Here is a 12,431-nt window from a genome sequence, read left to right as displayed (position 1 = left end):
CTGTGTCAAAAATTTACTGTTTGTGTTCGGAAACCAGCCCACGCTCAAAGTGGCCAAGAACCACCATGATCACCAGTGCAAGAGCAGTTACCATCCCTGCCAGGTAGAAGTTATTAATTCCGGCAGAAACGCCAATGGCGCCTGCAAGCCAGATTGAGGCACCCGTGGTAATACCCTGAATATGCCCGCCACTACGGATGATGCTGCCAGCACCCAGAAAACCGATACCGCCTATCACACCCTGGACGACACGGGTTGGATCTATGCGGGCGGAGGGATCACCCTGCGCTGTGGCAAACAGGACGCTCATACCGATAATAATGAACGTTGCCGAGCCCAGCGATACCAGCATGTGGGAGCGCAATCCGGCGGGCTTGCCACGCAGCTCCCGCTCAAGGCCGAGAAACAATGCCAGGCCGGCAGCAACAGAGAGGCGGAGCAGCATGTCCAGAGGAGCGATCTCGGTTTCCATGGCTTTCCTTAAAGAAGATCAGGTTAAAAACCGGCGTCAACGTGTTTCAAGGATAGCATCGCAGGCGTTATGACTTTCAAGCCAAAATATCTGAACGGATTTCACCCCAAATTGTTAGTGGCAGTGGGGAACCTGGTGACGACTACGGATAGGAATTACACTGTCAGCCCTTCAACAGAATCCTCAACCGGAGCCCCGCCAATGCTGATTTACACCCTTTGTATGTTGGCCATTATCGGGTTCTCGGTTTTCTATCTTTTTTTCTATCGGGGGTGGCGACGGGAACGTCAGCTGCAGCGGCCGTTTCCGAAGTACTGGCGGGAAATTCTCCAGTCCCGTGTGCCTGTGTATAACAGGCTGCCCACGGACCTGAGGCAACAGCTTGAACAGCACATACAACTTTTTCTCGCGGAAAAATCCTTTTACGGCTGCGACGGGTTCGAAGTGGACGATACCGTGCGACTCACCATTGCCGGGCACGCCTGCCTGTTGATCGTTGCCCGCAGCTTCTCCGATTTCGACGAGATAAGCAGCATTCTGGTGTATCCGGACGCCTATCATGTCAGAAATGTGGAGAGTGACGGGATTGTCGTGAGCGAAAGCAATCAGATCCGCTCCGGCGAAGCTTCAAGCCACGGCCAGGTAGTGCTGGCATGGACCCAGTGCGAACAAGGTGCCGTCAATCCGGCCGGGCAGCACAACGTGATCCTTCACGAATTTGCCCACCAGCTGGATTACCTGGACGGCACTGCTGACGGCGCACCCCCGCTCAGCGGTGAACAGGCAAGGCACTGGCAGCAGACCATGACGCGGGCCTACGAACACCTGCGTCACTCGCTCCGTCATCACAGGAAGCCCTGGCTGGACCCTTATGGCGCGACGGAGCCGGCCGAGTTTTTTGCCGTGCTGACCGAAGCCTTCTTTCAGCATCCCCGCCACCTGAAAGAGGAGCAACCAGAGGTATACGAAGTACTCTGCGGGTTCTATCGACTGGATCCGGCCACCCTGACCAAAGCATAACCGGGCGTTGGCCACTGACCACCATTATCAATCATTTTCGCTACCCCAGGCACGGGCCATGATCAGGTAACTGAATGAGGCTGACCAGGTTATCATCATGAAGCCCACCAATGCCTCGGTGCCGGCCAGGAACCGGATATGACCGGTTGCCGCCAGATCTCCCCACCCCACGGTGGTGTAATTGGCCGCGGAAAAATAGACACAGTCGAGCAAGCTGACTGAGCCATAACCATTGATAGCCCCAAGCCCCCCCAGGTCCAGCAGATACCAGAAAGCCACGCCAAACATCCAGATCTCTACGATATGGGCGAGCAACAGTACGAACATGTTGAGAAGTATGATCGGCCGGTTTCGAAACCGGTTTGGTGACGAAATATGCCGGCTGGGGCAATAACGGTTCAGCAGCTGAGTGACCTCAAAATGAAAGACGACCACCAGGCTGACCACCAGAGCCGTGACCGATACAACAACCAGTTCGCCCTCCACGAAAAATCTCCTTAATTACTAAATCCAGTGCTCAGGCATGATCTTCAGCCCCTCACGCCCAACCGATCGAGGTAAACGTGAAGCTCTGCCTCGCTGATATTAACGTGCTCCACCACCCGGCCGTAGAGCATCACCGTGGGCACATTGCGCCCGTTCAGCTCGCGCCGGGTTTCCTGCAACACATACAAGATGATCCGCTCGGTGCGGGTAAGGCCATCCCGTGCATCGGGGATGGTTTCCAACAGGGTTTCAAGTTCTTGAGGGCTCAAAGTCAATTCAGCACACGCCTTTCGGTTTATGGCTTACCCCCTGAATATTAAAAGGTCTCAGTCTGTTCTACTATAGAGAAGTCTATCGGAATAGATTGTGTTGTACCTCCATCGGTCGAACCACCCGGTCGATGTCCATGGACACGAGCCAATTTATGGCAAAGGCCTATTACATGGACAAAGCAACCTCCTGCCTACCGGTTTTCCACACTTCGGAGCTGACGAAGACGTACCAGCAGGGGGAGGTCGAGGTGCACGCCCTGCGAGGAGTAAGCCTGGACCTGTTTTCAGGTGAACTTGTGGTGATGCTGGGCGCCTCCGGATCCGGAAAGTCCACCCTGCTCAATATTCTTGGCGGGCTGGATGTGCCTACCAGCGGCGAGGTGAAATACCAGGACATCGACCTGACGCGGGCCAAAGACCGGGAGCTGACACGTTATCGCCGGAACTATGTCGGTTTCGTGTTCCAGTTCTACAACCTGATCCCCAGCCTAACCGCGCGGGAAAACGTTATCGCCGTCACCGAAATCGCTCGCGACCCCATGAGTCCTGAGGCGGCGCTGGAACTGGTGGGGCTGGGGAAGCGTATGGACCACTTTCCCGCCCAGCTTTCGGGAGGTGAACAACAAAGGGTAGCTATCGCCAGGGCCATTGCCAAGCGCCCAAAAGTGTTGCTGTGTGATGAGCCTACTGGCGCCCTTGACTCTGCCACTGGCGCACTGGTTCTGGCGGCACTGGATACCGCCAACCGCGAAACCGGCACCACCACCGTGATCATCACCCACAACGCTTCCATCGCACAGATGGCAGACCGGGTAATTACGCTGTCTGACGGAACCATCAGTGGCGAATACCGCAACGCAACGCGGCAGGACCCGCGGACCCTGAGCTGGTAACGCCATGCTACTCTTTCGCGCCAGTGCTCTGCACACCAAACTACGCCGGGAACTATGGCAGATGCGCGGCCAGACCCTGGCCATCGCCCTGGTAATCGCCGGTGGCATCGCAGTGTGCCTGCTGTCACTGGTGAATTACTCGTCGCTGACAGCCACCCGCACCCAGTACTACCAGGAACGCCAGTTTGCGGATGTGTTCACCTCGTTGAAACGTGCCCCCAGGCATGTACTCCCGCGGGTGGCGGACATCCCTGGCGTAACCCGCATAAGTGGCAGGGTGGAAGGCGTCGCCAAACTTGAAGTGCCCGGCTTCAATGATCCGGCGTCTGCACGCCTGGTTTCATTGCCGCCGCAAGGCCAACCGGACGTCAACCGGGTTTACCTTCGCCACGGGCGCCTGCCCCATGCAGCGCGCAACGACGAAGTAGCCGTGATTGGCAGCTTTGCCGAAGCCCACGACCTGCTGCTGGGTGACCGCCTGGGGGCCATCATCAATGGCCGGCGCCAGAGCCTGACTGTCGTGGGCATTGTTGAATCACCGGAATTCATTTATGTCATTCCCCCGGGCGGAATGTTGCCTGACTACGAGCGCTACGGAGTGCTCTGGATGGCCCGGGAGGCACTGGCGTCGGCCATGGACATGCGCGGCGCCTTCAATAGCCTGGTGCTGCAGGTGGACCCGGCGTTGCCGGTTGCCGGTGTGATAGATCGGCTTGACCGCTTGCTGGCCCCTTACGGCAGCACAGGCGCCTACGCCCGGGAAGAACAGTTTTCCCACCGTTTCCTGAGCGACGAACTGAACCAGCTGAAAACCATGGCAGTGATATTCCCAACCATCTTCATGGCGGTAGCCATGTTCCTGCTTAATGTCGTGATCACCCGGCTGATCAGCACCCAGCGGGACATCATTGCGGTATTGAAGGCCTTTGGATACAGCAACTGGCAGATTGGCTGGCACTACAGCCAGCTGGTGCTGTCCATCGCCTTCATCGGTCTGCTGATCGGAACGGTTGCAGGTGTCTGGCTGGGGCGGGCTCTGGGTGAGCTCTACATGGACTACTACCGGTTTCCGGAACTGCTGTTCAGCATCAGCCCCTTGTGGGTATTACTGCTGGGCTTGCTGACTCTTCTGGTGGCCTTGCTCGGGGGCTGGCGCGCCATTGGCAGTGCCGCTGCCCTGCCCCCGGCCGAAGCCATGAGACCGGAGGCGCCTGCCAGTTACCGGGTAACCATCACCGAACGCATGCTGTCGTGGATTCGCTTCAGCCAGCCATCGCGCATGATTGTGCGGCAACTGGCACGGCGCCCGGCCCGCGCTGCAATGTCTGTAACTGGCATCGCCATGGCAACGGCCATTGTGATGGTGGGCAACTTCCAGTTCAGCTCCGTGTCTCTGATGGTACACACGCAGTTTGCCCGGGTTCAGCAACAGGACCTGACCGTCAGCCTGACCGACCCGGTCAATCAGTCTGCCATGTACGGTATGACGCGCCAGCCGGGTGTGCGTTACACCGAGGGCCGACGCGTTGTAGCGGTTGAGCTGGTCAATGGTCATCGGCAGTGGCGAACCGCCCTGACCGGCATTCCTGACGACGCCCGGTTGCAGTTCGTGGTGGACGAGCACCTTAACAGAGTGGCCATACCTCCTGCCGGGCTGCTGTTGACTGATTTCCTGGCAGCAGAGCTGGGGCTTGCCGCCGGCGACCCGGTTCAGGTGCAGGTTCTGGAAGGCCATCGACCAGTGCTCAACCTGCAGGTCAGCGGAGTCACCAGCGAGTTTCTCGGCGTGGGAGCCTACATGAACCTGGCCGCAATGAACCGCGCACTGAAGGAAGGGCCAGTTATCAACCAGGTACTGATGAACCTGGAACCAGGGCAGGCGGAAACCGTTTATCGCGACCTGCGGGACACACCACGTGTCATGGCCATCAATATACGCCAGGCAATGCTGGACAGTTTCTTCGAAACACTGGCAAAAACCTTTCTCACCTATACTCTGGTGATCAGCCTGCTGGGCGGTGTCATCGCCTTTGGCGTCATCTACAATACCGTGCGCATCTCACTGGCAGAGCGCGGGCGGGATCTGGCAAGCCTGCGAGTACTGGGCTACAGCCACAATGAAGTCGCTCATATCCTGCTGGGTGAGCTGGCCATCCTGCTGATACTGGGCATTCCTCTGGGCTGGGCCATAGGCCACGGACTGGCAAGCCTGGTGGTCGCCATGATGCAGACCGAGCTGTACCGGGTACCGTTGATCATCACCGGCAGAACCTTGGCCCTGGCAGCCAATGTGGTAATCGTGTCTGCCCTGGCATCCGGATGCATTACCTGGTGGCGATTGAGTAAACTGGATCTGGTGGCGGTGCTGAAAACCCGGGAATAGACAGACAGGGAACTCATTAATGACGGAAGGAAAGCGTATAACGGGTAAATGGCTCTTCTGGTCTGCTCTCGGCGTTGTGGCAATCGTTGTTGTGATTTATGTCCTGCGGCCCGAGCCGGTCTGGGTAGACCTGGCGACAGTACAACGGGGCCCCATGGAGATCACCATTCTGGAAGAAGGAAAAAGCCGGGTAAAAGACCGCTACGTGGTGTCCTCCCCCGTCGCAGGCTATCTGCACCGTGTGGAGCTGGATGTGGGTGACCAGGTCATTCCCGGCGAGTTGTTGACCGAGGTGGACCCGATGCCGGCCAGTGCCCTGGACGCCCGCAGCCGGGCGGAAGCAGAAGCAAAAGTGGAGGCTGCACGTTCAGCGCTGAACTCCCTCCGTCAGAAAACCCAGGCAGCCGCGGCCGACGCCGAACTGGCGAAAGCGGAGTATCAGCGATTACTCAATCTTGATCGTTCCGACTTCGTGTCGGATGAGCGCCTGCAACAGGCCCAGTCTAATGCCGCCCGCACCCAGGCGATTCTGCGATCCGCCCGCTTTGATGAGGAAGTCGCTGCCCACGAACTGACCGCAGCCAGGACCCGCCTGGAAGTTTCCGCAGCGCGGACCGAAGGGGAAAAGCCCGCAGAAAGGTTGGCAGTGCGCTCGCCGGTCAACGGCAGCGTTCTGGGCATGCTGCGCAAAAGCGCGGGCGTCATCCAGGCGGGCGAGCCCATCCTCGAACTGGGTGACCCGGGTGCCCTGGAAGTGGTGGTCGATGTCCTCAGTTTTGATGCGGTCAAACTGCAGCCCGGCGTACAAACGCGGCTCAATGGCTGGGGCGGAACCCCCCTGGAGGCCGTGGTTCGACGAGTAGAACCCGTCGGGTTTGAAGACATCTCCGCCCTCGGCGTGGAGGAGCAGCGCGTCAGGGTGATCGCCGATATGGTCACTGGCCGTGAGAACTGGGAAATGCTGGGAGACGGTTACCGCGTGGATGCAGAGTTCATCCTATGGCAGTCAGCGGATGTGCTCCAGGTGCCGGCATCCGCCGTTTTCCAACACGACAACGGACCCGCCGTCTTTCTGGCGAAAGACGGGCAGGCAGTGATGCAAACCGTGAAAACAGGCCGCAGCAACGGCCTGGTGACTGCGGTGGAGAGCGGGCTGGCCGAAGGCGACGAGGTGGTACGACATCCCGGCCGGGAATTGAGTGACGGCGACAGTATCCGTTTCAGGTAACCGCTCAAAAAGCGATCGTTGATAGTTCTGATACCCACAGGATGATGGGCATAGGGTACACCCCTAACACCAGGATCGACACAGCAACAACCAGCAGCGTCAGGCCGCCTATCCGGTTACCCCAGTCGTTGGTGGCGTCCATTCGTCGCATTCCGGGCGCGGGCAGATAGAGTGTGACCATCACCCGCAAGTAATAGAACAACCCGATGGCACTGCCTGCCACGATACCGCCCACCAGCCACCAGCGGCTATCGGCAACACCCAGGGCCAGCACGTAGAACTTGCCTATAAAGCCGGCGGTAAGCGGAATTCCGGCCAGGGAGAGGAAACTCACCGTCATCACCGCCGCCAGCCAGGGCCGGCGCCAGAACAGGCCGCGGTAATGGTGCAGGCCGGCCGCGTCTTCACCCACGGAAGGACTGGAAAGCCGGGTAACAACACCAAAAGCCGCGAGGGTGGCAAGCAGGTAAGTAATAAGGTAAACCCCAACCGTTTCCGCCGCCAACGATCCTCCCGCCACAATCGCCACCAACAGGTAACCAAAATGGGCAATGGATGAGTATCCCAACAGGCGCTTGATATCGGACTGGAACAACGCCAACAGGTTGCCGCCCAGCATGGTGATCAGCGCCAGCAAGGTGAACAGGGAATTCAGCCAGTCATTATTGAACACCGGCGCGGTCATCGTCAGACGCAGCAGGAGCACAAACACTGCCAGTTTACTGACCGTGGCCAGGAAGATGGTCGCCGGCGCCGGACCGCCCTGGTATACATCCGGCGTCCACAGATGGAAGGGTACAATCGACAGTTTGAACCCCAGTCCTACCACCATCATTGAGGCTCCGGCCAGAGCCCAGGCGTCAGGGCCGGCTGTCATACCCGCAGCCAGCCCGGCAAGGTCGAGCTGGCCGGTGCGGGCGTAGATCAACGCCATGCCGAACAGCATGAAACCGGTGGCTGCGGCTGACAGGATCAGGTACTTGATACCGGCTTCCAGGGACCGCTCCGTCCGGAAGCTGTAGGCCAGCATGCCGTAAAGGGGCATGGAAAGCAGCTCCAGACTGATAAACAGGGTGGCCAGGTGACTGCTGGCCACCAGCCCCAGCGCGCCAGTCACCGCACACAGCAGCAACAGGTAGAACTCTTCCTTTGGGCCGGTATAGCCAGCCAGGTAATGATGGCTCAGGGCCACGGTTACCAGTGCGCACAGCAGCACCAGCACGCTGCCCATGATCGCCAGGCCATCCACAGTCAACAGCGGTGGTGACGACAGGGCCGATATCGCCAGCGGCATGCTTATCAGGGCCAGCACCAGTCCGGAGGCAGACACCATTACCGTTCCGCCATGGTGCCGCTGCCAGGCGATGCCCAACATCACAAGGATTGCGGTGGCGGCAACGATAATCAGCGGCAGAATCGCCATCAGATTCGCCAGAGTCAGCATCAGTTCACCTCCCCTGACCTGACTGCCAGTTCCGTACTGCCAGTGAAAAGTTCTGCAATCGGCGCGGCAACATCAGCGGTGGTGTCCAGCAGGGGTTGCGGGTAAAGCCCCACCGCCAGCGTGAGTACCAGCAGCGCCAGCATTATGCCGTACTCCCTGGCGTCAGGCCCGGCCAGCGGGCCGGCGCGGTATGCGGGACCATGGTGCACCCGTTGCATCAGCAACAGCGAATAGATCGCCGCCAGCACCAGCCCGATGCTGGCGATCACCACCGTCACCGGCGCACTGGGAAAGGTACCGAACAGCACCATGAATTCCCCCACGAAGTTTGCAGTGGCAGGCATTCCCAGTGACGCTGCCACCAAACACACGGTGAACCCCGGCAACACCGGAATGCGTCCCCAGAGTCCGCCCATCATGCGCATGTCACGGGTATGGATGCGCTCATAGAGCTGGCCGCTGAGAATGAACAGGCCGGCGCTGGAAAACGCGTGAGCCACCATGAGCACGATGGCGCCCTGGATTGCCAGTTCCGAGCCGGAATAGAGCGCAATCAGCACAAAGCCCATGTGGGAAATACTGGTGTAGGCAATCAGCCGCTTGATGTCCTGCTGCCCACACGCCAGCACAGCGCCATAGATAATACCCACCAGCCCCAGCGTCATGGCGACAGGCGCAAATGCCTGGGACTGCTCCGGGAACAGCGGCAGTGCGAACCGCAGGATGCCATAGGCAGCCGTTTTCAGCAGGATGCCGGCGAGGTCAACACTGCCGGCCGTGGGCGCCTGGGCGTGGGCGTCCGGAAGCCAGCCGTGGAAGGGCACCACCGGCAGCTTGACCGCAAAAGCGATGAAGAATCCCAGCATCAGCCAGAAAGCCAGGGGCTCCGGTACATCAGCCTTGCGCAGCACGTCATAGCTGAAGGACAGTTCGCCGGTGTTGCTGAAGTTTACGAACACCAGTGCAATAATCGCCACCAACATCAACAGGCCGCTGGCCTGGGTATAAATAAAGAAGCGGGTGGCGGCGCGGATACGGGTCTGCCCCGGAGAGCCACTGTGGCCCCAAAGCGCAATCAGGAAATACATGGGCACCAGCATCATCTCCCAGAACAGGAAGAACAGGAACAGGTCCAGGGCCAGGAACACGCCTACCACACCGCCAAGGATAAACAGCAGGTTCAGGTGAAAGAAGCCGATCCGATCGGCGATCTCGTGCCAGGAACAGAGCACCGCCAATGCCCCCAGGAAACCGGTCAGCGCCACAAGAATCAACGACAGGCCGTCCAGGGCCAGGTGAATCTCGATGCCAAAGCGGGGAATCCAGGGCACCCGCCATTCCAGAAGCCACTGACTCCCGGCACCGCCGGGCAGGCTGAAATCCACACCCCACCAGAGCACAACACTGATCACCAGCACGAACAGCATGGTGCCCAGGGCAATCCAGCGGGGCGCCTGATCACTCCAGCGTTCCGCCTGCCAGCACAGCAACCCCCCCAGGAAGGGAATCAGGATCAGCCACACCAGGATCATGCGCCACCTCCCGGTGCCAGCGACAGTGCGACCAGTATCAACGTGGCACCGAGCACCATCACCACGGCGTAGCTGCGCACCCGGCCGTTCTGGCTTCGCACCAGGCCGGCGTTCAGCGCCCGCGCCGCCAGTGCCGGCAGGTTCATCACAAGGTTTACCAGATCAACCCGCAGGTACTTCACCATCAACTGCCAGGGCCGGACCAGAACCCGGTCGAACAGGGCATCAAAGCCCCAGGCCCTGTGCCACAGCATCCACAGGCGCGCACCGGCGCCATCGCGGACCTTTTCGGCAAGCCATTCCCGCTGCCACAGAAAAAGCCATGCCGCCAACACCACACCGGCGATCGCCGCACCCATCGCCAGCACCTGTAACAGGGTGTGGCCTGTGTCGGCGCTGGCTCCCGGGGCTTCCGGAAACAGCTCGCCAAGGCCCGGGTAGAGCCACGCGCCGATAAAGGTGGACAGAATTGCCAGCACCACCAATGGCAGGTGATGGGTGAACAGGCTGGTTCCCGCTTCGGAATCGCGGGCGTGATCGCTGCCAGCCTCACCATGGAAGGTTCCCAGGATCAATCGCACCGTGTAAACACCGGTGAGCACCGCCCCCAGAAGACCTGCTACCAGCAGGCCGGTCTGATCTGCCGCCATGGCCTGCCACAGAATCTCGTCCTTGCTGAAAAAGCCCGCAGTCACCAGCGGCAGTGCCACCAGTGCCGCGCCGCCCACGATAAAGCCACCATACGCCACCGGCAGCCTGCGCCAGAGGCCGCCCAGGCGGCGCATATCCTGTTCGTGGTGGCAGCTGATGATCACCGCCCCGGCGGACAGGAACAGCAGCGCCTTGAAAAAAGCGTGGGTGACCAGGTGAAAGATGGCGGCATCGAAAGCCCCGACACCGAGCGCCAGGAACATATAGCCGATCTGGCTCATGGTGGAATAGGCCAGCACACGCTTGATATCGGTCTGGGCCAGGGCCGCGAAGGCTGCCAGCAGCAGGGAGACGGCCCCGATCACCCCCACCAGCAGCATTACATCCGGCGCCAGCAGGAACAGCCCGTTCAGGCGGGCAATCAGGTAGACGCCGGCGGTCACCATGGTAGCGGCATGAATCAGTGCCGACACCGGGGTCGGGCCGGCCATGGCGTCCGGCAGCCAGGTGTGCAGCGGCACCTGCGCGGACTTGCCCAGGGCGCCGCCAAGTACCAGCAGGGCAGCAAGGTTGGCGGTGGCACTCCCCTGTTGCCAGAGTTCCGGCGCCCGGGCCAGCACCGTGGCAATGTCCAGAGTACCCAGTTCCATGAAGATCAGGAACATCCCCAGGGCGAGGAACACATCGCCGATGCGGGTAACCACAAAGGCCTTCACTGCAGCCTGCCCGTTCGCGCTGTTGCTGTAGTAGTAGCCAATAAGCCCGTAGCTGCATAAACCGACGCCTTCCCAGCCCAGGAACAGCAACAGCAGATTGTCACCCAGCACCAGCAGCAACATGCTGAACACGAACAGGTTCATCCAGGCATAGAAACGGGTAATGCCTTCCTCGCCCGCCATGTACCAGGCGGCAAACAGGTGGATCAGCAAGCCCACTCCGGTGACTACCGACATCATCACCAGCGCCAGGCCATCCACCGCCAGTCCGATGGTGGGCCGGAACTCCCCCACTGCAATCCAGGTCCAGAGGGTCACGCTCTGGGTGGCGCCGTTATGGCCGAGCACCGCCGACAGTGTCGCCAGGGCCGCCAGACCTATGCTGCCCACGCCGATAATGACGCTGGCCCGGGTCCGCAGCCGGCCACCCGACAACGCCAGGATCAGAGTGCCCGCCAGGGGCATAAGAAACGAGAGTGTTACTGCTGCTGCCATCATCCGCGCATCCTGCTGACTGCATTCAGATCAAGGGTGCGGAAACGCTGATACAGCTGGATCATCAGCGCCAGGCCCACGCTGGCCTCCGCAGCGGCCAGGGTGATCACCAGCAGGAACATGGCCTGCCCATCCGGCTGATTCCAGGCAGTGGCACCGACCACGAACGCCAGTGCCGCTGCATTGAGCATCACTTCCAGGCTCATCAGCACAAACAGCATATTGCGGCGCAACATCAGCCCCAACAGCCCGAGGCTGAACAATATGGCCGCCAGGACCAGCCCGTGTTCCATGGGAATGCCCGTCATGAGGCGTCTCCACGTTTACCAGGGGAATTGCGGTGGCGACCCACGTGAGAGGCCGTAACCAGAGCCGCCAGAAGCAGAATGGCCGACAGCTCCACCACTATCAGCCAGGGGCCGAACAGCAGCAGCGCCACCGTCCGGGCGGTGAGAAGTTCGCCGTCAATGGTCCCGCCTGCAGTTCCCTGGCCGATCAGTGCCAGCACCGCCACCAGCAAAACCAGAACCAGCAACGATGGCCCCGCCCAGTAACGGGGGTGCGTCAAGGTCTGTTCGCGCTCCTCCTCCGGACTCAGGTTGAGCATCATCACAACGAACACAAACAGCACCATGATCGCACCGGCGTAGACAATGATCTCCAGCGCACCGGCAAAGGGTGCCCCGAGCGCAAAGAAAACCAGGGCTACCGCAATCAGCGATACAATCAGGTAAACCACTGAGTGCACTGCGTTGGTGCCAGTAATCACGCCCACTGTGGCCAGAATCGCCACCAGGCCGCTGAGGTAGAAAGCCAGTTCCATCAATGCCTCCTTGTCG

Annotated in this window: 12 protein-coding genes; 4 read left to right on the top strand and 8 right to left on the bottom strand. The window is 60.1% G+C overall.

Annotated features, from left to right (window positions below; genetic code table 11):
* Nucleotides 1–13: 13 nt before the first annotated feature.
* On the bottom strand, nucleotides 14–472 hold the full coding sequence (locus DIT72_RS11640; RefSeq protein ID WP_135955410.1) for an MgtC/SapB family protein: 459 nt from the start codon (nucleotides 470–472) through the stop codon (nucleotides 14–16).
* Nucleotides 473–673: 201 nt separating this feature from the next.
* Between DIT72_RS11640 and DIT72_RS11635 the strand changes: the two genes are divergently transcribed.
* Nucleotides 674–1,492 carry a M90 family metallopeptidase gene (locus tag DIT72_RS11635; RefSeq protein ID WP_135955409.1) on the top strand — a complete coding sequence of 273 codons (819 nt, stop codon included), beginning with the start codon at nucleotides 674–676 and terminating at the stop codon, nucleotides 1,490–1,492.
* A 27-nt stretch (nucleotides 1,493–1,519) separates the two neighbouring features.
* Here DIT72_RS11635 and DIT72_RS11630 read toward each other — a convergent pair whose 3' ends face one another.
* Together DIT72_RS11630 and DIT72_RS11625 are read right to left on the bottom strand one after the other, a co-directional pair.
* Entirely contained in the window at nucleotides 1,520–1,978 is a 459-nt protein-coding gene (locus DIT72_RS11630; protein ID WP_135955408.1) for an ion channel, read from the bottom strand.
* Between the two features lie 44 nt (nucleotides 1,979–2,022).
* Nucleotides 2,023–2,247, bottom strand: a complete 225-nt coding sequence (locus DIT72_RS11625; protein WP_135955407.1) for a hypothetical protein — start codon at nucleotides 2,245–2,247, stop codon at nucleotides 2,023–2,025.
* Between the two features lie 155 nt (nucleotides 2,248–2,402).
* On the opposite strand from DIT72_RS11625, the gene DIT72_RS11620 reads away from it, so the two are divergent.
* Genes DIT72_RS11620 through DIT72_RS11610 form a run of 3 tightly spaced genes read left to right on the top strand, consistent with a single transcriptional unit; the run spans nucleotide 2,403 to nucleotide 6,754 of the window.
* Nucleotides 2,403–3,143, top strand: coding sequence for an ABC transporter ATP-binding protein (locus tag DIT72_RS11620; RefSeq protein ID WP_228260795.1), 741 nt, complete (start codon nucleotides 2,403–2,405; stop codon nucleotides 3,141–3,143).
* A gap of 4 nt (nucleotides 3,144–3,147) precedes the next feature.
* On the top strand, nucleotides 3,148–5,526 hold the full coding sequence (locus DIT72_RS11615; RefSeq protein ID WP_135955406.1) for an ABC transporter permease: 2,379 nt from the start codon (nucleotides 3,148–3,150) through the stop codon (nucleotides 5,524–5,526).
* Between the two features lie 19 nt (nucleotides 5,527–5,545).
* On the top strand, nucleotides 5,546–6,754 hold the full coding sequence (locus DIT72_RS11610) for an efflux RND transporter periplasmic adaptor subunit (protein WP_135955405.1): 1,209 nt from the start codon (nucleotides 5,546–5,548) through the stop codon (nucleotides 6,752–6,754).
* Nucleotides 6,755–6,758: 4 nt separating this feature from the next.
* Here the strand turns inward: DIT72_RS11610 and nuoN are convergent, their stop codons facing one another.
* The 5 genes from nuoN to nuoJ are packed head-to-tail and all read right to left on the bottom strand — an operon-like array spanning nucleotide 6,759 to nucleotide 12,415.
* On the bottom strand, nucleotides 6,759–8,198 hold the full coding sequence (nuoN, locus tag DIT72_RS11605) for an NADH-quinone oxidoreductase subunit NuoN (protein ID WP_135955404.1): 1,440 nt from the start codon (nucleotides 8,196–8,198) through the stop codon (nucleotides 6,759–6,761).
* Nucleotides 8,198–9,730, bottom strand: coding sequence for an NADH-quinone oxidoreductase subunit M (gene nuoM, locus DIT72_RS11600; protein WP_135955403.1), 1,533 nt, complete (start codon nucleotides 9,728–9,730; stop codon nucleotides 8,198–8,200). The genes nuoN and nuoM overlap by 1 nt, the downstream gene beginning before the upstream one ends.
* Nucleotides 9,727–11,595 carry an NADH-quinone oxidoreductase subunit L gene (gene nuoL, locus DIT72_RS11595; protein WP_135955402.1) on the bottom strand — a complete coding sequence of 623 codons (1,869 nt, stop codon included), beginning with the start codon at nucleotides 11,593–11,595 and terminating at the stop codon, nucleotides 9,727–9,729. Before nuoL ends, nuoM begins: the two co-directional genes overlap by 4 nt.
* Complete coding sequence (gene nuoK / locus DIT72_RS11590) at nucleotides 11,592–11,900, bottom strand: NADH-quinone oxidoreductase subunit NuoK (RefSeq protein ID WP_135955401.1); 309 nt, start codon at nucleotides 11,898–11,900, stop codon at nucleotides 11,592–11,594. Before nuoK ends, nuoL begins: the two co-directional genes overlap by 4 nt.
* Nucleotides 11,897–12,415, bottom strand: coding sequence for an NADH-quinone oxidoreductase subunit J (gene nuoJ / locus DIT72_RS11585; protein WP_135955400.1), 519 nt, complete (start codon nucleotides 12,413–12,415; stop codon nucleotides 11,897–11,899). The genes nuoK and nuoJ overlap by 4 nt, the downstream gene beginning before the upstream one ends.
* Nucleotides 12,416–12,431 lie beyond the last annotated feature (16 nt).

The organism is Marinobacter orientalis, assembly GCF_004792665.1.
In the GTDB taxonomy this organism is placed as follows: domain Bacteria; phylum Pseudomonadota; class Gammaproteobacteria; order Pseudomonadales; family Oleiphilaceae; genus Marinobacter; species Marinobacter orientalis.
The sequence above is the reverse complement of the archived record's forward strand: the minus strand, read 5'-3'. Positions and strand labels throughout refer to the sequence as shown.

Coding starts and splice junctions, on each gene's coding strand:
- DIT72_RS11640 (WP_135955410.1), bottom strand. CDS start 472: ATGGAAACCGAGATCGCTCCTCTGGACATGCTGCTCCGCCTCTCTGTT.
- DIT72_RS11635 (WP_135955409.1), top strand. CDS start 674: ATGCTGATTTACACCCTTTGTATGTTGGCCATTATCGGGTTCTCGGTT.
- DIT72_RS11620 (WP_228260795.1), top strand. CDS start 2,403: ATGGCAAAGGCCTATTACATGGACAAAGCAACCTCCTGCCTACCGGTT.
- DIT72_RS11615 (WP_135955406.1), top strand. CDS start 3,148: ATGCTACTCTTTCGCGCCAGTGCTCTGCACACCAAACTACGCCGGGAA.
- DIT72_RS11610 (WP_135955405.1), top strand. CDS start 5,546: ATGACGGAAGGAAAGCGTATAACGGGTAAATGGCTCTTCTGGTCTGCT.
- nuoN (WP_135955404.1), bottom strand. CDS start 8,198: ATGCTGACTCTGGCGAATCTGATGGCGATTCTGCCGCTGATTATCGTT.
- nuoM (WP_135955403.1), bottom strand. CDS start 9,730: ATGATCCTGGTGTGGCTGATCCTGATTCCCTTCCTGGGGGGGTTGCTG.
- nuoL (WP_135955402.1), bottom strand. CDS start 11,595: ATGATGGCAGCAGCAGTAACACTCTCGTTTCTTATGCCCCTGGCGGGC.
- nuoK (WP_135955401.1), bottom strand. CDS start 11,900: ATGACGGGCATTCCCATGGAACACGGGCTGGTCCTGGCGGCCATATTG.
- nuoJ (WP_135955400.1), bottom strand. CDS start 12,415: ATGGAACTGGCTTTCTACCTCAGCGGCCTGGTGGCGATTCTGGCCACA.